The following is a 23965-nucleotide window of genomic DNA, read 5'->3' on the forward strand; positions in this document are numbered from 1 at the left end:
TTAAAACAAAATTAAACGGAATGTCCCCTGTTATGTACAGATTACATTCCGCTTAAAATATTATTAAATTATTCCGTGTTTACGGGTTCAGGTCAATTGCTAGCCTTATTTTTTACAAACTATCTATTATAATTTTGGACATTTCCATAAAATTATCCATAAATATATTTTACCGTAGTTTTGTTCAAATAAATTCTTGGTTTTGATGAAGTTTAATGGTCATTGTTTTTTTATATATTTAATTAACCAATCACTCAATTTATAATTTATTCAAATTTTGCAATATCTTTAATATCCAATCTTACAGATTCATGGTGTTCATAATCCGATTTACCAATTGCGATTATAATCACAGGAACATATCTTTCCGGATCAAGTCCGAAAGCTTGTGCAAGTTGGTCTGCTTCGAAACCACCAATAGGATTTGTATCATATCCGTGAGCTCTTGCAACTAACATTAGTTGCATAGCCATCAAACTAGAATCAATTTTAACTACATCATTCATCTCAGATTGTGAGAAATTTTTATAGGCAGGTAACACAAGATCCATCATTTGTTTCTTGACATCTTCTGTCATGTAACCTTTTTCAACTGCTTTGTTGTAGATTTCTTCGGTTTTTTCGTAACATTTCATATCGCCAAATATCAAAATCATCGCAGAAGAAGTATCGTTTTGTCTAACATTAAATCTAATAAGTGGACGAAGCTTATCCTTTGCTTCATCAGATTCAACAACCACAAATCTCCATGGTTGAAGATTCACTGATGATGGTGCAAGTGTTGCTTCTTCTAAAATTTGTATCATTTCTTCTCTACTAATTTTTTTGTTTACATCAAATTCTTTTACAGAATGTCTGTTAAATACAACATCTTCAAAATTATTATTCATTAAATACCCCCTAGTTTTTATTGCAACTTTTCTTCAATAGATTCCAAAATCTGCATTAATTCTTCAATTTCTCTTTTAGAAATAGACACAGCAATATTGCATGGATTATCCTTGTGCTTTTGTTTGCAAATTTGTGGTTCAGATTTCGCATAGTCAGTAAGTGTAACTATGATTTCTCTTGCATTTTCAGCATTTCTATCTCTTGTAACAAATCCTTCTTTTTCCAAAATTTTGAGTTGACGAGTAATCGCCGCAGGATCAATCCCAATATGTTCTGCAATTTCTGTTTGAAGACTTTGTTCTTTCTCGTCCAGATATATCAAAATTTCGTATCTGGTTAATGAAAATCCCGTACTATTTTCAAATTCTTTTGTAAGATTTTGCTCCACACATCTAAGTTTGTGCAAAGCATTACTAAATTGCTTAAGTTCCATATTTTCCCTTTACATAATTGGTTTGATTTGTTCATTCATCCAATTGGAATCCTTGAATACTGATCTTCCAACTCCTACCAAATCGCATACTCCACGATTTAATATGTCCTCAACATCATCACCTGTTTTTACTCCTCCAGTCAAAATTACTGGCACATCTACATTTTCAAAAATTGGCTTTGCTAAAAAATCGAAGAATCCTGCTCTTTTATCATCGATTGAAAACATACACATTCCACCAGAAATATCCAACACATCTGCACCGGCTTTTACGAATTCTACAGCTGCGTGAATACTGTCTTCTGTCGATAATCCCCCATCCAAATAATCTCCTGCTCCTATTCTTATAAAAATCGGATAATCTCCTCCAACTTTTTCCCTGATTTTTCTTATAATTTCCAAATGAATTTTAATTCTTCCATCAATATCTCCACCGTATTCATCAGTTCTTTTATTAGTTAATGGTGACAAAAATTGGTTCAATAAATATCCATGAGCAGAATGGATTTCCACTCCATCAAATCCAGCTTCTTTTGATCTTACTGCCGCATCTACAAATTTTTCGATAATATCTTCTATTTCTTCTAATGAAAGTTCTCTTGGAAGCTCAGCTTTATCCTTTGAAGGGTTTTTGATAGCTGATGGTGCTACAGGTTGTTGTCCGATAACTTCTTCATTAGTAGAACTACCAGCGTGAGAAATCTGTAATACTACAGATGAACCATTGGCTTTAACTAAATTTACAAGTTTTTTCATTCCATCAATTGTAGAATCGTCTGCTATGGATGTTTGGTTTTTGCTGGCTTTTCCTAATTCATCCACAAAACTGTGTTCGATAATTACAGTTGAAAATAATTTGTTTTTCGTCTTATCTTCATAATAGTTCAGGATTTCATCGGTAATATGACCATTTTCATCAGCCTTAGCTGTCGCCATCGGTGGCATTATGACTCTATTTTTAAAATTAATATTTTTTGATTTCAATTCTTGTGATAATTTCATGTTTACCTCCATTTAGTTGATACGTCAATATTTAATACGTCAATTATTGATATGTCAATTATAATTCTAATAGTATATTTTGTCAAATCCTCTTGATAAGGATCTCTCTAAATTCATAGAATTTTTATGATCAAATTAAAAATAAGCCAATGTTAAATAACAAGGCTTATTTGTAACTAAAATTTTATTTGATTTTTCCCAGAACTTCTTTCGTTTTATCCGCATTCATGTGGTGATAGAATTTACCATTAATCATAATATTGGGACCATCCTTACATTTCTTGAAACAATTTTGAGTTCTGAGTCGAATTTTTCCATCAGCAGATGTTTCATTAAAATCCATTCCAAGCTCTTTTTTCACCGTCTTCAACACTTCCATCGAGCCGTTCTTCGCACATCTCGGTCCCGAACAGCACACAATCTCGCATTCAACCTTTGATTCTTTGATAGATGGAATGAATTTAATAATCGTCTTGATGTATTTCTCATCAATATCAAAAGCGTCTGCTATTTGCTTTTGGTGACTAATCGAAACACAACCAAAAAAATCCTGGCAATTTCTAATAGAAACCTTCGCTCCCTCTTGGCTACCCTTGCCAAAACTCTCCACAGCTTCCTCTAGCTTTTCCCTGAAAATCAGCTCCTCATTCTTTCCTTCACACATATAATCACCCTCTACCTTTTTTCTTATTAAGTTTATTATTAATATATATACTTATATCCACAAATTGATCCAGACTTCTGAACGCTTGAAAAATTGCAGAACGAATAGCAAAATCTTCGTGACTTTCCGGCAATTTCATCATATTGAAATGATTTTTTAGAAAATCAATTCTATTTTTTACTTTCGTGATTTCTTCACTATTTCTCAAATTTTCAGAAGTTTCAATTAAAATATCCGAAATGTATTTCCCATCTGAGTATTCAGCAGGAATTGTCTTCAAATCATGATACATCTCTTCTAATAAATCCATCTCCCTATCTCTCAAACGCAAATTGTCCAGTATATCTCTGCTATTTTCAATTAAATTATCATTTTCAATTATCGCAATTTCAATCGCCTTATCGATGTCTTCATCAAGTTTTGAAATCTTGTCTTTGTATAACTTCACATCTAAATGTGTTATCAGAGATTGGCCGAACAAATTCAAAATGAATGTCATATCTTCGTCAATATTATCGATTAACTTGTTTAATCTATCTTGGCTTGTAGGAGCGTAGAAATTGGTTAGCATTGCAAATCCTGTCCCTATAAACACTAGTGCCATTTCATTCAAAATAATAGCTGAGTCAATTCTTCCGAACGCCAATAAATGTGTCACAATTACACTTGAAGGTCCCAACCCAAGCTCTATCTTTAACAAAAAAGATACAGGCACAAATAATAGCAAATACAATCCGAAAACCCAAGTTTTGTATCCTAATTTTTCAAATAAAAATCCTCCAATCAAAAGAGCAATGACCGCGGACAAAGTCCTCTTCAAGCCACCTTCTATCGTAGCTTTTCTAGTATCAAACACATTGAGTATTGCAATAATTCCTGCCGCAGCTGCAAATTCAAGAGATAACTCTTGAGAGACAATTATCGCCAAAAGTGAAGCCAAAGCCGTTTTAATCGTTCTAGATACTATCGATTTTTTCATAATAAACTCCTATATACTTTCGTTGTATTATTTATACCCAATTTGTGTTTCAAATGGTAATTTTAGCCACAATAAAAGCACCTACAAATGTAGATGCTTCGTGAACTTTATTTGTCTAATAATTTTTCGATATTTTCATTGAGTTTGTTCAACTGCTTAATTATAATAACATTTTGCTTAACTAAAGCTGAAAAATAACTCTTAGTCATGACTTCTGAAGCTTGAAATATCTCTTCCACGCTTTTTCTGTCCAAATCTTCTAGATCGTATTCTTTTATAAATTGTTGCAACTTTTCGACGTGTTTTTCTTCTGGTGTTTTGTTTTGTCCAAATAAAGCCATAAATTACCTCCATTAATCTGTTGATATAAGAAATATCAAGTCTACGGTCAACATTATATCTCCATTAGTTATTTTTTTAAATTCATATACTATCTAAAACTTGTAACAAACTAAAAATCTTCACCGTATGTACACAGAGAAGATTTTCACATTAATTAATTATTTATTTCTTTTGAAAATCAAAATAAATGGTGCAAAAATAAATGAAAGCATCATTATAGTCTTGGCGGAAATAAATTCAGTTGAAGTTTTCTCAAATGTTGAATCGCTCAATTTCCCCACTGCTGAAGGATATAATACATAGCAAATTATCAAATAAATTGTAGGAATCCAATAATAGGCTTCAAATGGACTGACCTTAAAATATTCTGTCATCAAAAAATAATATCCAGTAAGAGGGAGTAGTCCTATTATTAGACAAAGAATTGTTTGTGTTATGCTTGGTTTTTTCATGAAGTCCTCCTTCGTCTGTTCAATCTAAACAATGTTAGAACAGTTTTTGTTCAAGTATTTAACGTATTTCTATTCAAGTATTTGACGTATTTTCATTCAAGTATTCGGCTGTTAAGCTTTATATATTTCTGTATTTAGTCCAATCTGCTACCCACAAATAATCCCATCAACGAAATCGCGCCATAAATAAATATATAAATTGTGGCACTTTCATTCATATAAATAAGTACGTAAGGCACGAAAATCGCCATAACTAAAAGAGGGTACAGAAAGTCAAAAGAATTCTTCCTGCCACACATTATAGCATTCACAAAAGTTATAACAGGAATTACAAATAATAAAATAAACATTCCACTGCCCGTATCTTTCATTAATAATGTCAACAAATAAAAACAGATTACATTGACCATTAAATACGGGAAAAGTTTTTTAATTCTATTCATAATATCTATTCCTCATCATCAACCGATTTTACAGATTGCAAATTATATTCTGACTTTAATTTTTTGAAAAATCCGTCAATATCATAATTTTTATTAAAAGAAAAAGTCACCTCAATCATTGATTTGTCATCCATATCCTCATCAATAATGTCGAGTTTTCTCACTTCAACTCCTTGTTTAGAAGTAAATTCATAAAAACTTTCCTGATTGAAATTATAAGTATCAAAAATCATTGAGTAGGATTTTGTAGTTTTCTTGTTGATTAAATCACTGATTCCTTTAAGTGAAACCAAAGTTATCAGACAAATAACAGTTGCAATAATTGCACCTTCATAATATCCAATTCCCACAGCAAGCCCAATCGCTCCTGAAAGCCACAAAGTTGCAGCTGTAGTAAGACCTGATACGCCATTCTTTTTTGAAGAATAGTCCCTGCACCCAAAAATCCTATTCCACTGACAACCTGTCCTGCTAATCTTGCAGCATCTCTAGCATTGTCGCTAGATAAATCGCCGATTGCATCTATACCGATTAACATGATTAAACATGCTCCAACACTTACAATAATATGAGTTCGAAAACCCGCTGCCCTGTTTTTTATTTCTCTTTCTATCCCAATCACAGCTCCAAGAATCGCAGCTAATATTAATCTAACCGCCACTAAAAAAATATCCATAAATTCCTCCTTACATAATTATACCCAATAATTATTTTGAATAAGCCATTTTTGTTAACCTTAAATAGTTTTTCGAAATCGAAAAATAATAAATTGTGCATAATTTCTTAATTTTACATAAAAAACACCTACAAATGTAGATGCTTTAAGTATTTCTGCAATCAAGCTATAATTTTATTTTCATGTCAATCTAGTATTATTATCACAAAATTTCATTATAATTTCACAAAAACAGTCTTACTTTTGATAAACGTTCTAATGTTTATTACAAAAAAATATCCGACAAAGTCATACTTACATAAGACTTATCGGATATTTGTTTAATTTATTTTATTATCTTGAATATCAATACACAAGAATTTTCTTTCCTATCAATAAATCAAGATTTGTGTTTACGGCGATTCTTTCGATATTCATTCATAATTTCAGTCAGCTCTTCACCATCCATATTCTGAATTTGATTCATATTAATTGTTATCTCTCCATATCCCAAAGCAAGGTTCATTTTAGTTATTAACCTTTTAAATATAGGTAACTTCTCCAAATATGCTTCCTGGTCTTTCATAAATATCGATACCATTCCTTGACCCATCATAGGAATATTTTTTATCTTACTAACTGAGTCCCAACTTATCAAAGAATTTTTCAAAGATGCTATACTTGAATTGTCGTAAAATCCTTCGTTATCAATAATTAAAATTGGTTTTCTCACAAAAATATTTTTAATACAAAGCAATGTTGCTGCTCCAAAAAATAATACTCCAAATGCACCAAAAATCAATGTAAATATCTTATACAAAATACTCCCTGAACAAAATCCAATGAATATTATAACAGCTGACATAATTGTCATAAAAATACCCATTAAACTTATTTTTATATTATTAAATTTTCCACTAAATATTTCAATCCTATTATCCATCGTTCCTCCAAACGCATTTCAGCTTTTAACATTATTGATATTTTATAGTATACAAAACATTTTTTCCTTTGCGTTATTATAACATATTTTATTCTTTGAAATCCTTTATAACTCAATAAAATATCATAATTTACATAGAATTAACGTTGGAAAATTGATATTAAAATATAACACGAAATTTTGGTAAACCCTAACAATAATAATTCAAAACCCTTTATGCGACATTTATATATGAATTCCAATATTAAATTGCATGAAAAAAGCACCTACTAATGTAGATGCTAAAAGCATAAGATTTAATTGCCGTTTCTCTTCGATATTAGTTTTTTATATTCTTCTTCTAATTTTTCTCTTTGATCTTTCGATAAATCCATAGAAAGTCTTGAACTTATTGATGATATTCTAAAATCAAGCAATAATTCATCTTTGTCAATATTTCTATTGTGACTTTTTTGTCTGACCTTATATTCTCTTAAATTACCATTAAACTGAATGATTTTTTTATCTTTGATTATTAAAAGACTACTAGCTAAATTGTTGATAAAATCCTCATCATGACTTACAAAAATAAATGGTCTATCATAATATTTCAGTAGATTTTCTAAACTTTCTATTGCTCTTATATCCAAAAAGTTTGTCGGTTCATCAAATATAAGATAATTAAAATCAGATGTTAAAATTTTAGCCAATTTTACCTTAGCTTTTTCTCCATCGCTTAACACATTTATAATCTTATATACATCGTTAGTCTTAAACCCTAGTCTTGCAAGAACAATTCTTGTCATTGTTTCATCATATATAGACGTATTTGATACATTTTTTAAAATGCTGGATTTTTCTTCTAGAATATCACTCATTTGACTAAAATAACCTATTTTAAGATTTGGATGCACCCATATATTTTCTTTATTAAGAATCATCTTTAAAAGGGTAGTTTTCCCACTTCCGTTTTCTCCAATTAGCGCTATTTTAGAATTGTTGTTTATTTGGAAGTTGGATTTTTCAAACAAAAGCTTATTTCCAAATTTTTTATTTATGTTTTCCGTCCTTATCAATATCTTAGAATGAATTCGTTTATTATCTGGAATGGATAGTTGTATCTCTTTTTCTTCTTTAGGTTTTTCCTTTACTTCTAGTTGATTAATCCTAGATTCTACAGATTTCACTTGTTTGTCTAATTTTTTCTTGTTTACTTGACCGCCCATTTTATGAAGTCTAGCTTCTGAGTTTCCCATCCTCTTAGGCGTGGTTCTTACTTTTGAAGATTGTTCTTTTATATTTATGGCTAAATTTTCAAGTCTTTTCTTTTCCTTTATATAATTTGAATACTCTTTTTCTTGAAACTTTTGTCTTTTCTCTCTTTCTTCAAGATAGAATTTGTAATCTCCATTATATTCTTGAATTTCTTCATTCTTTAATTCTAGAATCTTTTCACAAGTTTTATTAATAAAATCACGATCATGAGAAATTAAAAGGTATCCTACTTTTCTTGAATTTAGTTTTTCTATAAGTTCTTCTTTTTGCTTTAAGTCTAAATGGGATGTAGGCTCATCTATCAAAAGAAACTTAAAACTATCTGATAAAATACCTGTTAATTTTAATCTTTGTTCCTCACCCGGACTATAATCGTCATCAATCTTTAACTGAGATTTGGAATAGATTTCATCAGAAAAATTCTTAACTTGAATATCATAATTTAATAAATATCCTAAATCTCTATGCACTCTTACTTGACCAGTATAGTCTTTATCTATTCCTAATATTATTCTTAGAAGAGTACTTTTACCCGTTCCATTGTCACCTATTAAGGCTATCTTATCATTTTCATTTATTGATAAACTATTAATTTCAAATAGTTTTTTATCAGATACGGTTTTTATCAAGTTTTGTATATATATCATAAATCCTCCTATTTTTTTGAGAGGATTTCATTTCCTCTCTTAGTTATTTGTAAGACTATATCTATTGTTCATTTGTCTGTACCTCCTAACACTACTTAATAATTTATACCCATAAAAACAATCAATCCCCTATCATCATAAACAGATTGACTTGTCCATTTCACACCTTATTGCTCACCATAGCAATAACTCCGTCTATCTTTTCTGTAAATTTTTATTTATCAGTTTTTATTTTTCCAGCGGAATTTGTATATATAAAGATTTGAAACCTTATATTTATACTTGAAGGTCTTCCTCTATTTTTTTGTTTAAGCCCATCTAGCCTTAACTTCTAAAACCAGTTGCCTTCTAACAATAGGAGATGGATTATTGATTTTAAATTGATTAGCAAGTGCTTGATAGGACATTTATCCTGTTAAATATAACTTTACTAGTTTATCTTAATATTATTTACTATTTTACCCTAACAATACAATCGTCTATTCACACTCTATACTCATATAATACTCATCGCAAAACTTATCCCACTTAACTGTATAATCATCAGGTGTGAGCAAGGTCAAGTCTTTTGCTGTAAATATATTTCTTTTTCTTGCTTCATAAAAGAAATAGTCAAAACCACAGAAAGTTTCACTAAGATAGGCGTATACGTACTTGAATCCAAGGCTAAATGCAAGGTAGAGGCGTGTGTGTCCGTCTCTAGGGACGCGTATGTGTCTTCGCGTTTTGTAACTGGGATAATCACGTCTTCTTCTCTATTGACAAAACTCTTAACTGCCTCCAATTTATCAGTTATTCAAATATTTGTCCATTTTTCATTCAAGTATTTAACGGTTCAGCTTTATATATTTCTGCATTTATTATCTCTTCCTAAAATTATCCATAAAAAAGCACCTACAACTGTAGATGCTTGCATAAGATTAATTTTATTTTCTTCTGATCCGTGGAATTACTCGATTTACTTGTTTTAAATATATTTCATATTCTTCTCCAAATTCATTTTTTAACCATTTTTCTTCTGTGTTTTTCATTAATATTGTTAAAAAAGCCCAAAATACAAATGGAAGTATTAATAAAATATAGTTTGCTGTAAATAAAAGTAGACCTGTGAATATAAATATAAATGCTGAATAAACAGGATTTCTTACTATACTGTATACTCCTGTTGTTATCAACTTTTTTTCTGTAACTTTTTTATTTATTTTCTGAACTATTACTGCTTGTATCCATAAATATATTCCTAAAAGGATCATGAATATTGCTGCTATAATAAAAAACATTTTGCCTTTAATGATTTTCCCTTGATAAATGCATCCATTGAGATGAAGCCATATCCCAGCTATTGTAAGGATTAGACATGTTATTACATATATTGGCCCGACACCGAATATCGGCATTTTAAATTCTTCTGATTTCATTGTCTGTCCTCAATTATTGTCCTAACAATTCAATAATTTCATCTTGTGCTTCTCTTCCTTCTTTAAAAAATCTCACCAATGGATAGCAGTGGCACATTCCTTTTCCAACAATAATTTCGTATGGTACGTGGTATTTTTCCATTGCTTTTTTAAAGGTTTGCGCAAAGGCATAGAGGCATTCATTTTCGCCGTAATAAAAATATGTTTTCGGAAAATCGGTAAAATCTCCTACAGTTCCATCTAACATATATTCAGGTATGTCTTCATCTCCTTTTGCGATTTCTCTTGCTGTTTTAATGTACGTCGGATCAATCATTACATCCTTGTGGTTAAGTTCTTTTAATTTCTCCCAAATTTCTTTATTTTCATCGACAGTTACATCTGGAATTCCTCCTGGAGAAACTGAAATAATCTTGCCTGGCATTGGAAGTGGTCTTCCTATGGCGTTGTTATGCAAAAAAATCCCTAGTGATAGACAAGCTCCTGATGAAAATCCAAGGACGCTGATGTTTTCTGACTTGTAACTTTCGGTCATCAGCCTATAGGCTTCAAATGATACTTCATATGTCTTATCTATCTTTACATTTTCTGAACAAAGAGGATAAAATAAAAACCATACATCTTTTCCGGTTTGTTGCATTATTCTTTCCGACAAAGCAAAGTCCAATTTGTCCGGTTGTGTTATCATTCCTCCGCCAAATAGATAAAGAACTGCGCCTTCGGAAGGAATTTGATTTTTTTGATATGAAATCAGTCTGTAACCCATAACATCTCTGTCATAAAGATAGTAATTTTTTCTCTCGGCTCTTTTCTTTGCCTTTTCTAAATCAAATACTATTTTTGCATTTTCACCTTTTGCATACTCAAGCATCTCTTCTTTGTTCTTTAAAAACATTTTTTTGACTCCGATAAGTCTTACAATTGTCGATGCAATTTTATAAGTTAAGCTCATTTTAGTCTACTCCAATAATAATAAATTAATCACAAACTTTACCAATTTCTTATTCATATAACATTGGTTCATTCTCTATCACCTGTGATAAAATAATCACAACAATCTGCCCCATTTGCTATCGTGCCTTTTCTATGTAAAACTCCATGTTGAAGACTTATCATAACCTCATCCAATTCACAGAATAGCGGCATTAATTCATGTACCCCAAGCTTTTTAGTGTATGTGCAAATAGGGCAGCGAGTAATTCTATAATAACAAGCGCCCTCATATGGTTCTCCCTCAAAATCGACCTTAAATGATGTGGGATAGAGCTTTTCTTTTTCTTCTGTATACCATTTATAATACTTAACTATATTTTTCTTATTGGCTTCTTTCCCCCTCTTAGTATTTAGATTAGTTAATGAAAAAAACCATTTGACAAAATACAGAGAGCGACGCATCATTTCCTGGATAGTCTCTGGCGGAATTTCTTTTTCGCTTGCTAAATATGGTGCAACAAATACAAGAGCGAACATCTCATTGTATGCCATGGGATTATCATCTCCGATATCATCTGCTTCTTCTACTAGTTTTCGATAAATTTTTTTGCTTTTTTTGAGGATATCCCTTGCATACTTTCTTCCATATTTTTCCACCAAAACTTTTTTCATAGGATGTTGAAACTGATAGAAATAAAAACTGTGATATTTCATTTTTATCCTTGCCTTTCTTTATCTTATCTATTTTCTTGCGATAAATACGACTTGTTGTTTTCTATCTAAATGATATTCAAAATTAAATCCCAATTTCCCAAGCATTCTTGTTAAGTCGTCGGGTGTGTATACTTCCATTTCTATCATATGTGCTAATTTTTTTACATCTCTTCTTTTCATAGATGATACTTCATTGCATATTAAAAATTGTCCGCCCATTTTAAGCACACGATAAATTTCTTTAAAACATTCTTCTATATCATTCCAAAAATAAATAGTTTCAAACGCTGTGACGATATCTATGGATTCATCTTCAAAAGGAAGGCTTCTTACGTCTCCCAATGAAATCTCGCATCTTCCAGACTCAATCGCTTCTTTATTTATCTCACTAGCCATCTTTACACTAGTTTCTGAGTGGTCAATTCCGTAAACTTTTTTTGCTTTAGTTAAAAAATATTTTATGTTAGCACCGCCGCCGCAGCCCAAATCTAGGACAATATAATCGTTTTCAATATTTATGTAAGACCTTCCCCAACTTGCCAATTTTTCATGTCCTTTATTCATGCTTTTTAACATAAATCTGCCGCCAAAATTGTCTTTAGGTTTTCTAAAATTTTCAAAAAAGCGCTTAAACATTTCATTCTCCTATTGATATATGTTCTCATCTATATTATACCACGTTTTCTCCTTTTGATTTAAGATTTTATGCAAAACAAACTGGTGTAGACGATATATTACGACTTCCACAACAAATTTCATATTACTTTTTTTTAAATAAAAAACGGCTTTTAAGATTTCTTTTAAATCCTAAAAACCATTTATTTCAATACTAACCTCTTGATTTGTTTATCTTAAATTTCTTTTAAAAATTTTAATGCCAAATACAATTTTCCAAGATCATGGTTGGCATTATGGAGTCCTTCGACCTCATAACAGCTCTCATCTAATACATCTCCTGCTTCAAGAAAGTTATAAAGTTCAAATTCATAAAAACCACAAGCTGCTTGAACACCTGCAAGCTCCATTTCTACTGCTATACATCCTTCTGCCTTTCTCTTTGAAACGAGTCCGCGTGTCTCACGAAGCATAACATCTGTAGTCCAGACTTTTCCCTTAGTGTAGGGAGCTTTTTCCTTGATAAAAAATTCTTCAAGCTTATCATGGTATTTAATATCAAGATAATCTGAAGGAGCCGCATAATAATAAGATGCTCCTTCACCTCTATAAGCCTCTGTTGGTATAATGTACTTTCCAAAAGTCTTTTCCTTGTCAAGACTGCCACAAGATCCAAACATAATAAATTTATTGGCACCTGTAATCCAATTAACTTCTACACAATCTCCTGAAGCAAGAGCCGAACCCATCATAGTAAGATAAAATACAAATTCTTGACCTTCAAATCTACTTTTATATACTGGTCTTGACCCATTTACGGATCCTATATTTCCAATTTCTTCGCACTCAAAGTTGTCAAGCAAATATTCTAGTATGCCTTTCGAAAATATTATCAAACATTTTTCTGCAATATTTTTCTTTTCTCCATAAAAGTCTTTTAGACTTAAAACTGGCTCTGTTTCATTATCAAAACTATCTATTATCATAGTTTCACCTCTTAATTTATATAACTTTTCAAATCATTCATGTGTGTGAATATCAATAACTAATAAATAAAGGTATTCATTGAACTGCCCCCAAAAAGTTGGCCCCAAAACCAATTTAAAGGAGGTCAGTTCAGACAATATCATCCTTAGCAATCTTACATAAAGAAAGCAATGTCAGAAAGTTCTTTTTTACGCGTGTTATACATAATTCTATTTCATCCATTAAAATAAAGAATTTTACTAATTTATCTTAATATTATTTACTATTTTACCCGAACAATACACTCGTCTATTCACACTCTATACTCATATAATACTCATCGCAAAACTTATCCCACTTAACTGTATAGTCATCATGTGTGAGCAAGGTCAAGTCTTTTGCTGTAAATATATTTCTTTTTCTTGCTTCATCAAAGAAATAGTCAAATCCACAGAAGGTTTCACTAAGATAGGCGTATACGTACTTGAATCCAAGGATATATGCAATGTAGAGGCGTGTGTGTCCATCTAGGGACGCGTATGTGTCTTCGCATATTGTAACTGGGATAATCACGTCTTCTTCTCTATTGACAAAGCTCTTAACTGCCTCTAATTTATCACTATCTATAAAGAACTGTATTGGCTGGATTTTATCTAGATCAAGCTTAAAGACCTCCACGTCTTTGAATTTCTTAATAAGCTTACCACTTTCATCATAAAAATTTGTGATGTGCCCTGCATTAAATCGAAACTCTTCAATGACCTCGTCAAAATAAGCTTCTTCTCCTTTTATAATTGCCTCGGTCTGTGATATGATTTTAATTTCTACAGGCACATCGCTATCTACAATGTAGCAACCGTGCTGATATAGTGCTTCTTGACTGAAGCGATTGTCATCATATGTATTGATTCTATCTATTCTCATTTATTCTCCTTGAATAGTTTTCTTTGAAGTTTTGTATAAATGGCGATTTCTTCACGTTATTACTCCTTATAATCAAAAGACCCGACTTGGTACGCATTGTTAAGAGGCGTGTCGGGTACTGTTGCCTATATAATATAGTAATTACCTTGATTTGTCAATTTTTTCAAACCACCATCCAGTTCTATAGATTGCTCTCATGCTCTATTTTACAATTCAAAAATCTCATCTGCCACTTCATTTAAAAATTCTATATCATGGGAAACAATAAAAATTATTTTATCTTTATTTCTATATTTTTTAATCAGTTCAGATATTTTTATCATATTAGCATAATCCATCCCGCTAGTTGGCTCATCATAGTAAATAAAAGTAGAGTCTTTACACATTATGGACGTTATTGCAAGTCTTTGCTTTTGTCCTCCTGATAAACTCATCGGATGCCTTTCAACAAATTCGTCCAGGCCTAAATCTTTTAAAATGATTTTCGCCTTTTATTCATCAAAATTTTTTACACCTAGGCTAAGCTCTTTGAATACTTCATCTGTAAATAATTGATGATTTACGTCTTGCATAACAAGTGAAGAGTTTTTGAGTCTTTCTTTTTTAGATAGTTTCTCTCCTTTAAAATAAATTTCTTCTTTTGATTTTTTCTCAAGACCTATTAAGCATCTTAAGAGTGCTGACTTCCCACGTCCGTTAGATCCTATCATGCCATAAATTTTACCATAATTCTCATTCTTATTTTCAAGCCATTTCATATATTCCATCCGCTACCGTATTTAGAAACTCATAATCATGCGAAACAACAATTACAACTTTATTAGATTTTTTTGCCAAATCTTTTATAGCTTCTGATACAATTATCATATTTTTGAAATCTAAACCACTTGTAGGCTCATCAAAAATTATGATTTCTTTATTTGAAAGTAGAGCTAAGGCAATTGTTAACCTTTGTTTTTGTCCTCCTGATAGCGACATCGGATGCTTATCTTTATATTTATCTAATCCAAGCCTATTTAGAACTACATCTACCTGATTTAATCTATCCTCAGGTAAATTTAATTCACATTCTTCTTTTACGCTTCGAGTGAATAATTGTGAATTAATGTCCTGTGTTACAAGGTATGTATTTTTTAATCTATCTTTATTATTTAAAAGTTTATTGTCAAAAAAAACACTTCCTGTATTTTTCTTCATAAGTCCTGTAATACACTTTAACAGACTTGTTTTTCCTATACCATTTTTCCCAACTATACCTAATACTTCACCTCTATTCAAAGAAATATTAATATCTTTAAATATGAAATTTCCATTTATTGTATACGATAAATCTTCACATAAATACTCATCATTTTTATTAAATTCTTTCTCAAGAACTTCCAACTTCGGAGTAGATAAAGTTCTAATTTCGAGATTATTTTCTTTTTTTGAGTTAAATAATTTTATCTCTTCTTGTGTAAAACAATCCTTAATTATTCCTTCGTCTATATAATATGCTTTATCAATTATGTCTTTTAAGTAATATAGTCGATGTTCTGCAACTATAATTGTCTTCCCTTCTTTTTTAAATATTTCAATATTGTTTTTTATCGTTTCAATTGTATCCATATCAAGATTTGAAGACGGCTCATCCAATACGACAATATCTGTGTTTAATGCAAAAATAGATGCAAAAGCTAAAATTTGTTTTTCCCCACTCGACAATGAGAAGACATTTTTCCCTAATAATCTATCTATATTTAAATTATTAATAGTTTTTTTTAAGCTCTTTTTTATTAACTCTGGATCAGTTCCCATATTTTCAAGACCAAATACAATTTCTCCCTCGACATCAGAATTAAAAAATTGAGATTTTGGATTTTGAAATATCGAACCAACTTTTTCTGAAATTTTATATTGTGATATATTTCTAGTAGATTCTCCCTCTATTAAAACTTCTCCAACAAAGTCAGTTTCTTCTTCAAAATGTGGTATAATTCCATTTATTAATTTAGTCAATGACGTTTTGCCTGAACCACTTAGTCCCATAAGTAGAATACATTCGCCTTTTTCAACATTTAAGTTGATCCCTTTTAATATTTTATATCCCGTTTTAGAGGTACAAGATACATCATTTATATTTACATAACCCATTCTAACTCACCTAAAATATAACCATAATTAAAACAACAAATAAAATAACTAATACATCATAAACAGTGATTTTAAAATCAATTATAGTTGTTTTTCTACCTGGATTCTCGACTCCTCGTGTTACAGCTGCCTTAGATAACTCTTCAGACATATCAATTGCAGAATTTATTATAGGTACAACAAATATATCCATGTTTTTAATCATACTAATCCCCCTAATCTTCATTGATTCTCTAACACAATGTATATCTTGTCTTAATGTGGGAAAATATCTATAAGTTATCATAAATGCTAAAATAAAATTTTCTGAGAGTTTAAATTTTCTAAAAACTCCTGCAATTCCTCTTACAGTCACCGTTTTGTATAACAATGTTCCTGCCATTATGCAAGGAAAAATCTTCCTTGCATAAGAAACAGGTACAATAAATGTCGTTACAATCCACTTGGGTGAATGGGGAAAAACAAAATAATTTATTATTAAAAAAGTAATAAAAGTTAAATATACTTTTAATCCCGATTTAAAATTTCCGCAAACCGTCAATATAATCAACAAATAGCTCATTAAAACTAATTCACTTGCCACCGTTCTACTTTTAAAGAAAAATATATTTACCAATAAAAGCAGTATTATTGAGGTTCTAGGATCTAATTTTAATCGCCTGAACATTTTAATTTCTCGCCTCAAAATTTTTATATAGAAATGATTTTAAAATCCCACAAGATAATAATCCAAAAACAAATGGTGTTACAATTAACACAATTAACATTGGTGTATTAATAAAGCTTTTTAATGTATTAACATAATCTACTGGCATTCCATTTTCAAGCATTTTTGATATGAATTCATCTTTTAAAATCCATACTTGTGCTGGAGAACCTATCATACCTAGTGAAAAAAAAGCATATGAAAGTGAATTCCCTTTATAACTATCATACTTTGATAGGTATCTTATTAGCTCTGCCAATATACTGGCAATTGCTAATGATGCAATTATTATTAAACTAAATTGACCAGTTAAATAGTATATTATAGCAACAATAACCCCCATTATTATGACTGCTCCTGTTTTTTTAACTTTTTGAACCATAATCATATATGGGATAGAACCAACTAAAGCTATAAAACCAGGCATAAGCACCCACATTAATGGATGAAGACCTCCTAAAAGCATAAAACCAAAATTGATTGCAAAATATATTGCAGTAAATATACCTATCGTAATAACATCTTTTCCTTTTAATTTTTTATTATCCATTTTAACCTCCTAATAAATAAATTCTTCTGCTATTTTTGTTTTTTCTCATTATTTTATTTTTAATTATTTACATTCATATTTGAAAGAGCCTTGGCTTGCATTGCTAAACCTACCATTATCATAGTAAAATCTACAACTGGTTCTGTCCACCAAACAGCCCCTGCTCCAAATATTCTTGGCAATATAAGTAAGGCTGGAACAAGTAGTATTAACTGCCTTAGCATTACAATCATTCCAGCTTTTTTCCCATCCCCAATCGCTTGGAAAAAAGTTATTGTCATAATCATAATTCCATAAAGAATAAATACTGAATAGAATATTCTGAAATTATTAACTCCGCTTGAAATTATATCCTGACTTACTTTAAATAAACCAAGTAACTGTTTTGAAAATACTTGTGCTGGTAACCAAAAAATTGCTGCAAGTACTGTTCCTCCTATAGAAAATATCTTCATAGTTTCCTTTACTCTATTGTATTGTTTTGCTCCAAAGTTTGTGCCAATAATCGGCTGTAACCCCTGACTCATTCCCCAAATTGGTATAAATGAAAACCCATAAAATCTCAAAGTTGCTGACATTAATATTGCATTTGGATCTCCTCCGTATTTAAAAGCTTGTCTATAAAGCAATGTTTGCTGAACCATGAAAAATACTTGCATGATCATAGCTGATACTCCTACTCCAAACATTTCCTTTGATATATCTTTTTCTTTTTTTATTTTCCCTATTTTTACATTTTCACTTTTATTTTTAAAATAATAAAGAGTAATGACAGCTTGAATTATTTGTGCTGTTACAGTGGCTATAGCTGCTCCCTCAATGGCATAATCACCCATTAATTTCATTAGTATTGGATCAAGAGCTATATTGATAAAGGCACCAAGTCCCATAATAGTCATTGCTCTTTTCATAAGACCTTCACCACGCATTACCATATTAGCTGACTGGGTAAAGTTTACAAATATTGAACCTATAAATATTACTCTTAAATATCTTATTCCTAATGCCTTTATTTCTCCTGTTGCTCCAACTAAATATAAAAAATATGGTCCTAGAAGTATTCCTCCTATTGTTATAATCGTTGAAAAAAAGATAACCCAATAGATAAGATTTCCCATAAGTTTGTCTATAGTATCATTATTACCTTTTCCCATGGCTCTTGATAAAATGGATGCCGAACCTATCCCTATAAGCGTTGCAATCCCATTATTAAAAAATGTAAGTGGCATAGCTATTGAGCAAGCCGCCATAGCATTCTCACCAATTATTTGTCCAGCAAATATTCCATCCATAAGTGGATATAGGCCTATAACTACCATCCCAATTACTGCTGGTATAGATAATTGAAACATTAAAGACAATGGCTTCTTGGTTAACAACTGTTCTTTCATGTTTTGTTTCATTTTTAATCGCCTCAATAAATAAATTCTTCTGCCATTTTTGTCTTTTCTATTAAATTCTTGTAAACTTTTGATTTTTGTAAAAGCTCTTCATATTTGCCTTCACTTTCTACTTTTCCGTTTTCAAGAACTATTATCTTGTCAGCATTTTCTATGGATTTCATTCTGTGTGAAATGATGACAACAGTTTTATCTTTAACTAAATTATTTAAAGACTCTTGAATCTTTTTCTCGTTGTCAACATCAAGGCTTGCTGCTATCTCATCTAAAATCAATATCGGCGCATCTTTTAAGAAGGCTCTGGCTATTGATAACCTTTGTCTTTCTCCTCCTGATAGCTCAGCTCCGTTCTCACCAATAACTGTATCGAAACCCTTATCCATCTTTTCTATAAAATCTGTGCAGTTTGCAAGTTTTGCTGCCCTTTTAACTTCTTCGTCACTTGCATTTTGCTTTCCGATTCTAATATTTTCCATAACGCTTTGATTAAAGAGAACTACATCTTGAAAAACTATTGAGACCTTGTCAAAAAGAGATTCTGTTGATATTTCTTTTATATCTTTGCCGTCGATCGAGATTTGTCCCTTGTCATAATCATAAAGTCTTGATATAAGTTTCAAGATAGTTGTTTTGCCACAGCCGCTTGCTCCTACCAAAGCAGTAACCTCTCCCTGCTTAGCTTTAAAGCTTACACCATTTAAAACTTTTGCGTCTTTCTTATAAGCAAATTCAACATCTTTTAGATCAATATCAAATTTTTTCAAATTATAGTCTTCGCCCTCTTGTAATTCTTGATTTTGAATTTCTTTTAATCTTTCAATCTTTGGTGTTAAATAAAATATCTCCATCAATCCCTCTTTAGATGCGTCTAGAGAGTCTTTTATCTTCATAGCCGCTAGTAAATAGCCTACAAGATAGAGAGGGCTTATCTCTTTACTAATAATTAGATTTACGCCAACAAATATTACGACAGCAAGGGAAATAAAACTAAATATTGAAGATATAGACATAATTAAGATGTTTGTAATTTCTGCTTTTAAGTGCACTTTTTCACCTTTATCCATTTTTTCATATAGGTTTTCTTTCATTTCATCTGATAAGCCATAGGCTTTAATCTCCATTTGCATCTCGATATTTTCTTGAAAGCTTTCAGAATTTTCTCTTAAAACCCTATAATATTCTTTCTCTCCCTTAACTGAATGTTTTTTAGATAGTGGTATAAATATAAAGCTTAAAAGTGATGGAATAATTACAGCTAAGCCCATCTTGACATTGCTCACTAGCATCATAATGGATATTAGTGGGAAGAATAGTGCCATACCGCCCACTTTTGGTATTGAATGGCTCATTGCATGTTCTATGCCTTCAATATCAGACATGATTGTTTGCGCTAGATCTGAAATATCATGTTTAGAAAAGTATGATAGAGGTAGCTTTGATAAATTCTCCGCTGTCCTTATTCTTAAATCTGCACTTTCTTGATAGGTTGTGCTATATAATTTATCGTATTCGATAGAAAGCAAAATATACATTGCTATCAAGGTCAATACTGAGAATACTAGATAAAAGCCATTGCTTTTATTGATATTTTCTAAAACTTCCTGAGCAAAAATCATTAGCAATATTGCAGGAAGCATGTTTATACAGTAGACGAAAAATGAGGCCATTGTCGCTTTAGATAAATTTCTCGCTCCCTTATCTGTAAGAGCAAATCTTTTTTTATAAAACTCCTTCATTCGAAACCCTCCATTCATTCGCACTGTTAAACATCTCTTGCAACCTTTTATACCTTGTATCTCTTGACATTAATTTTTTGTCGGAGCCTCTTTCTATAATTTTTCCGCTATCCATCACAAGTATTTCATCAAGGTCTTTAATTGTTGATAACCTGTGTGCAATCATGATAACTGTTTTATCCTTCATAAGATTTTTGAAAGCTTTTTGTAGTTCAAACTCGTTATCTGGGTCAATTGATGCTGATGCTTCGTCCATAATAATAATTTTGGAATCCTTTAAAATTGCTCTTGCAATTGCAATTCTTTGTTTTTCTCCACCAGATAAATAAACTCCTTTTGATCCTATGATAGTATTTTCTCTTTCTGGGAATTTGTCTAATATCAGATCGCATCCTGCTAATTTTAAGGCTCTCATAACGTCATCTCTTGTCGCATCTTTATTAGCTAAAAAAACATTGTCATAAATACTCTTCTTGAATAATTTTGAATCTTGAAAAACAAAAGAAATGGCTTTAATTAAAGCTTCGTCAGAATATTCACTTATTGGAGTCCCGCCTATCTTTATCGTTCCTTCATTAACATTGTAAAAACCTGATATAAGTTTTGCTACTGTTGATTTGCCTGATCCAGATGAACCAACTAGTGCATAGGACTTTCCCTCTTCTAATTTAAAGGATAAATTTTCAATGACAGCTTTATCGTTATAAGCAAAGCTAACATTCTCAAATTCTATATTATAGTTTTTAAAATTATTGACATTACCATGCACTAATTTGTCTTTTTGCATATCTTCGTAAAGTGCCTCTAAAGTATCTACTGCATAATTGCCTTGAGAAATGTACAAGGAGTACCACATCATTCTCATAAATGAAACAAATAGAACTCCCGATAAAAATAAAATCATGATAAGTTCAAGTAAAATAATCTTGTCGCTACCTAAGCTTGTCATAAAATAAACTATAGGAATAATTAAAATTGCAATCAGTCCAAAAAATAACCACTGATACCAAACATACGGCTTTTTACAAGATAGCGAATAATCATAAGCATACTTTGAGTAATCTTTTATAGCCTTATAAAAACTTTTAAATGACTCAACATTTACTCTAAATATTTTTACAACTTGCATTCCTCTAACGTATTCAACAGTCTCAGCACTTAGTCTAGATAGGGCTTCTTGGTATATCTTCATAAATTCTTGTTCACCCATCATTGCCCCTAAAATTAAGCCACCAATTATTGTAAGAGCAAGCAAGGTTATGCCAACTCTTATACTTACTATAAAGCCTAGTACAAGGACAAGTATAGGTGTAACTATTGCCTGAGAGCTATCTGGAATCATGTGAGCTACAACCTGATGAGTTTGTGCGGCATTGTCATCTATGATTTTTCTAATTTGACCAGAAGGATTCAAGTCAAAGAACCTAAAACTTGCTTTCTCTAAGCCATCAATCCCTCTTTTCCTCAAATTTGTTTCAAGCCTAAATCCCAAGATGTGTGAAAACATTCCTGAAACAAAATAAAATATCGCTCCAATTGTTAGTGTAATAACAGATTTTAATGCTAAGCTCTCTGCACCCGATAAATTCGAATTAATGATTAACTTATCCAGAAATTTGTAGATTAAATAATATCCATATACCGTAAGTACAGCAGATATAGCAGAAAATACTATAGCTAAAACCCCAAGATATTTTTTATCCTGTACATAAGCAAATAGTTTTTTGTAAATCTTCATAATCATCTCCCCTTTCTTTGATGTTCCTTTTAGGTATAAATTTACTTAGCTGATAATAGCTATCATTGTGTTTTTATTATACATCGGCTATAATTACTAATACAATGGTTTTAAAATAATAAGGCTAATTGGAATATTGTCTAAAAGGGATAGGTGTATTATGACATATTACGATTTTGTAAAAGATTATATGAAAGTAGATGAGTGTAAAAACAATAAGAAATACTCAAGTGCAGGGCACACTTTTTGTTGGAATAAGGAAGACTTAACTTATGCAGAAGGCCTGTATTGGTTTTATGAAGGAGATGGATTTATTATTGATGTCCATGATTTTTATATCAAAGAAGAAGTAGTTCAAAATAGCACTTATAGTATGGCAGATTATGTGTCAATATATTCAAGCTACATTGTCAGCGCAAATGGAGAAAAGTTTAATCCATATCAAACTTTGACGGCAAACTCATTATGTACTCTTGATTTTGATAATATAAAAGATGACTTCCTATTTTTATTACATGAGAACTGCTATTATCTTGCCGTTTCCATAGGATTTAAAAGAGAACTTTTGGAAAAACACCTATCATCCATTAATATAGATCCAGAATCTTTTTATTCATCTTTACTTGAAACGAATCAAATTATCCTTACAAAGGCCCTAGAAAAAGTGGCAATGGAAATCTTGAATTGCAAGATGAATGCCCCTGCCGCAGATTTTTTCTTTAAAGCCAAAGCAAATGAATGGGTGAGTATAGTAATAGATACCTACTTAAATAGGAAGAAATATAAAATTGAGTCTGATGATAATAAAGCACTTGAAGATGTAGCAAGATTCTTAGATGATCATTTCGCCATGAATGTAAATCAAGAAACCCTTGAAAAAATATCTAAAATGAGCGGAACAAAATTAAAAAATTTGTTCAAAGAAAAATATGGTCAAAGCATTACAGAATACACTCAAAGAAAAAGAATGAATGTAGCTGAAACTCTTCTCTTAAATACCGATCTACCTATAAAGGAAATTGCTGAATCTGTTGGGTATTCATCTGCTAGCAAATTTTCTATTTATTACAAAAGATACAAGGGAAAACTTCCTAGTGAGGTCCGTAATTTAGCTTGCAAACATCACAAGTTAAAATGCGATTATTGGGGTATGTGAAAAGTTTTGTGTATCAGCTCCTCCTGATAGGTTGTGAGCTGATATTTTTTTGATTTAAAAAAAAATATACTTTTATTACTAAAATCTGAAAGTTCAGATATTTGTAACCTAATTTTGGCACAATTAAACTAAAAGGTCAAGATTTTTCTAAAAATCTCCCTTTTTGCCTAATTATATTTCTTAAAAATTTGAAGATTTCTGTCAAGAGCTGGTCGTCAGACCAGGGCTATGCCTTTACTCTTGATTTAAAGATTCAAATTTTTTATTATTT

At 30.9% G+C, this 23965-nt stretch carries 23 protein-coding genes and 2 pseudogenes; 1 reads left to right on the forward strand and 24 read right to left on the reverse strand.

Annotated features, from left to right (window positions below; genetic code table 11):
• Nucleotides 1-266 precede the first annotated feature (266 nt).
• From DES33_RS08505 to DES33_RS08625, 24 genes and pseudogenes are all read right to left on the reverse strand, one after another.
• Complete coding sequence (locus DES33_RS08505) at nt 267-890, reverse strand: nitroreductase family protein (protein WP_110058710.1); 624 nt, start codon at nt 888-890, stop codon at nt 267-269.
• A gap of 17 nt (nt 891-907) precedes the next feature.
• Complete coding sequence (locus DES33_RS08510; protein ID WP_110058711.1) at nt 908-1324, reverse strand: MarR family winged helix-turn-helix transcriptional regulator; 417 nt, start codon at nt 1322-1324, stop codon at nt 908-910.
• Between the two features lie 9 nt (nt 1325-1333).
• Nucleotides 1334-2326 (reverse strand): NADH:flavin oxidoreductase, encoded by a 993-nt coding sequence (locus DES33_RS08515; protein WP_110058712.1) that lies wholly within the window; start codon nt 2324-2326, stop codon nt 1334-1336.
• 184 nt (nt 2327-2510) lie between these two features.
• Nucleotides 2511-2990, reverse strand: coding sequence for an NADH-quinone oxidoreductase subunit NuoE family protein (locus DES33_RS08520; protein WP_110058713.1), 480 nt, complete (start codon nt 2988-2990; stop codon nt 2511-2513).
• 4 nt (nt 2991-2994) lie between these two features.
• A complete protein-coding gene (locus tag DES33_RS08525; protein ID WP_110058714.1) occupies nt 2995-3969 on the reverse strand; it encodes an aromatic acid exporter family protein in 975 nt (324 codons plus the stop codon).
• A gap of 107 nt (nt 3970-4076) precedes the next feature.
• Nucleotides 4077-4310 (reverse strand): hypothetical protein, encoded by a 234-nt coding sequence (locus tag DES33_RS08530; protein ID WP_110058715.1) that lies wholly within the window; start codon nt 4308-4310, stop codon nt 4077-4079.
• A 159-nt stretch (nt 4311-4469) separates the two neighbouring features.
• Nucleotides 4470-4763, reverse strand: coding sequence for a hypothetical protein (locus tag DES33_RS08535; protein WP_094225116.1), 294 nt, complete (start codon nt 4761-4763; stop codon nt 4470-4472).
• Between the two features lie 134 nt (nt 4764-4897).
• Nucleotides 4898-5206: a DUF2651 family protein gene (locus tag DES33_RS08540; protein ID WP_094225117.1), complete on the reverse strand. Its 309-nt coding sequence runs from the start codon at nt 5204-5206 to the stop codon at nt 4898-4900.
• A gap of 5 nt (nt 5207-5211) precedes the next feature.
• Nucleotides 5212-5882 (reverse strand): annotated as a pseudogene (locus tag DES33_RS09985) (MgtC/SapB family protein).
• A 379-nt stretch (nt 5883-6261) separates the two neighbouring features.
• Nucleotides 6262-6804: an STM3941 family protein gene (locus DES33_RS08550; RefSeq protein ID WP_094225118.1), complete on the reverse strand. Its 543-nt coding sequence runs from the start codon at nt 6802-6804 to the stop codon at nt 6262-6264.
• Nucleotides 6805-7100: 296 nt separating this feature from the next.
• The gene (gene abc-f / locus DES33_RS08555) at nt 7101-8705 is read right to left on the reverse strand and encodes a ribosomal protection-like ABC-F family protein (RefSeq protein ID WP_094225119.1); all 1605 of its coding nucleotides are present in this window, start codon (nt 8703-8705) and stop codon (nt 7101-7103) included.
• Nucleotides 8706-9631: 926 nt separating this feature from the next.
• On the reverse strand, nt 9632-10123 hold the full coding sequence (locus DES33_RS08565; protein ID WP_110058716.1) for a methyltransferase family protein: 492 nt from the start codon (nt 10121-10123) through the stop codon (nt 9632-9634).
• Between the two features lie 13 nt (nt 10124-10136).
• Nucleotides 10137-11075, reverse strand: coding sequence for an alpha/beta hydrolase (locus DES33_RS08570; protein ID WP_094225121.1), 939 nt, complete (start codon nt 11073-11075; stop codon nt 10137-10139).
• 68 nt (nt 11076-11143) lie between these two features.
• Nucleotides 11144-11770 carry an L-2-amino-thiazoline-4-carboxylic acid hydrolase gene (locus DES33_RS08575; protein ID WP_094223797.1) on the reverse strand — a complete coding sequence of 209 codons (627 nt, stop codon included), beginning with the start codon at nt 11768-11770 and terminating at the stop codon, nt 11144-11146.
• A gap of 27 nt (nt 11771-11797) precedes the next feature.
• Complete coding sequence (locus DES33_RS08580; RefSeq protein WP_110058717.1) at nt 11798-12406, reverse strand: class I SAM-dependent methyltransferase; 609 nt, start codon at nt 12404-12406, stop codon at nt 11798-11800.
• 215 nt (nt 12407-12621) lie between these two features.
• Nucleotides 12622-13371 carry a nucleoside phosphorylase gene (locus DES33_RS08585; RefSeq protein WP_110058718.1) on the reverse strand — a complete coding sequence of 250 codons (750 nt, stop codon included), beginning with the start codon at nt 13369-13371 and terminating at the stop codon, nt 12622-12624.
• A gap of 289 nt (nt 13372-13660) precedes the next feature.
• Complete coding sequence (locus DES33_RS08590; protein WP_094206232.1) at nt 13661-14275, reverse strand: ParB N-terminal domain-containing protein; 615 nt, start codon at nt 14273-14275, stop codon at nt 13661-13663.
• 206 nt (nt 14276-14481) lie between these two features.
• Nucleotides 14482-15000: pseudogene (locus DES33_RS08595) on the reverse strand (ATP-binding cassette domain-containing protein); the annotation flags it as partial.
• A gap of 19 nt (nt 15001-15019) precedes the next feature.
• Nucleotides 15020-16408: an ABC transporter ATP-binding protein gene (locus DES33_RS08600; protein WP_110058719.1), complete on the reverse strand. Its 1389-nt coding sequence runs from the start codon at nt 16406-16408 to the stop codon at nt 15020-15022.
• Between the two features lie 10 nt (nt 16409-16418).
• The gene (locus DES33_RS08605; RefSeq protein WP_110058720.1) at nt 16419-17075 is read right to left on the reverse strand and encodes an energy-coupling factor transporter transmembrane component T; all 657 of its coding nucleotides are present in this window, start codon (nt 17073-17075) and stop codon (nt 16419-16421) included.
• A 1-nt stretch (nt 17076) separates the two neighbouring features.
• Nucleotides 17077-17664, reverse strand: coding sequence for an MptD family putative ECF transporter S component (locus DES33_RS08610; protein ID WP_110058721.1), 588 nt, complete (start codon nt 17662-17664; stop codon nt 17077-17079).
• A gap of 59 nt (nt 17665-17723) precedes the next feature.
• Complete coding sequence (locus DES33_RS08615) at nt 17724-19067, reverse strand: MATE family efflux transporter (RefSeq protein ID WP_110058722.1); 1344 nt, start codon at nt 19065-19067, stop codon at nt 17724-17726.
• An 11-nt stretch (nt 19068-19078) separates the two neighbouring features.
• The gene (locus tag DES33_RS08620) at nt 19079-20800 is read right to left on the reverse strand and encodes an ABC transporter ATP-binding protein (RefSeq protein WP_110058723.1); all 1722 of its coding nucleotides are present in this window, start codon (nt 20798-20800) and stop codon (nt 19079-19081) included.
• Nucleotides 20784-22538 carry an ABC transporter ATP-binding protein gene (locus tag DES33_RS08625; RefSeq protein WP_110058724.1) on the reverse strand — a complete coding sequence of 585 codons (1755 nt, stop codon included), beginning with the start codon at nt 22536-22538 and terminating at the stop codon, nt 20784-20786. Before DES33_RS08625 ends, DES33_RS08620 begins: the two co-directional genes overlap by 17 nt.
• Before the next feature lie 160 nt (nt 22539-22698).
• Between DES33_RS08625 and DES33_RS08630 the strand changes: the two genes are divergently transcribed.
• Nucleotides 22699-23694, forward strand: coding sequence for a helix-turn-helix domain-containing protein (locus tag DES33_RS08630; RefSeq protein ID WP_110058725.1), 996 nt, complete (start codon nt 22699-22701; stop codon nt 23692-23694).
• The last annotated feature ends 271 nt before the right edge of the window (nt 23695-23965 follow it).

Source organism: Finegoldia magna (assembly GCF_003182075.1).
In the GTDB taxonomy this organism is placed as follows: domain Bacteria; phylum Bacillota; class Clostridia; order Tissierellales; family Peptoniphilaceae; genus Finegoldia; species Finegoldia magna.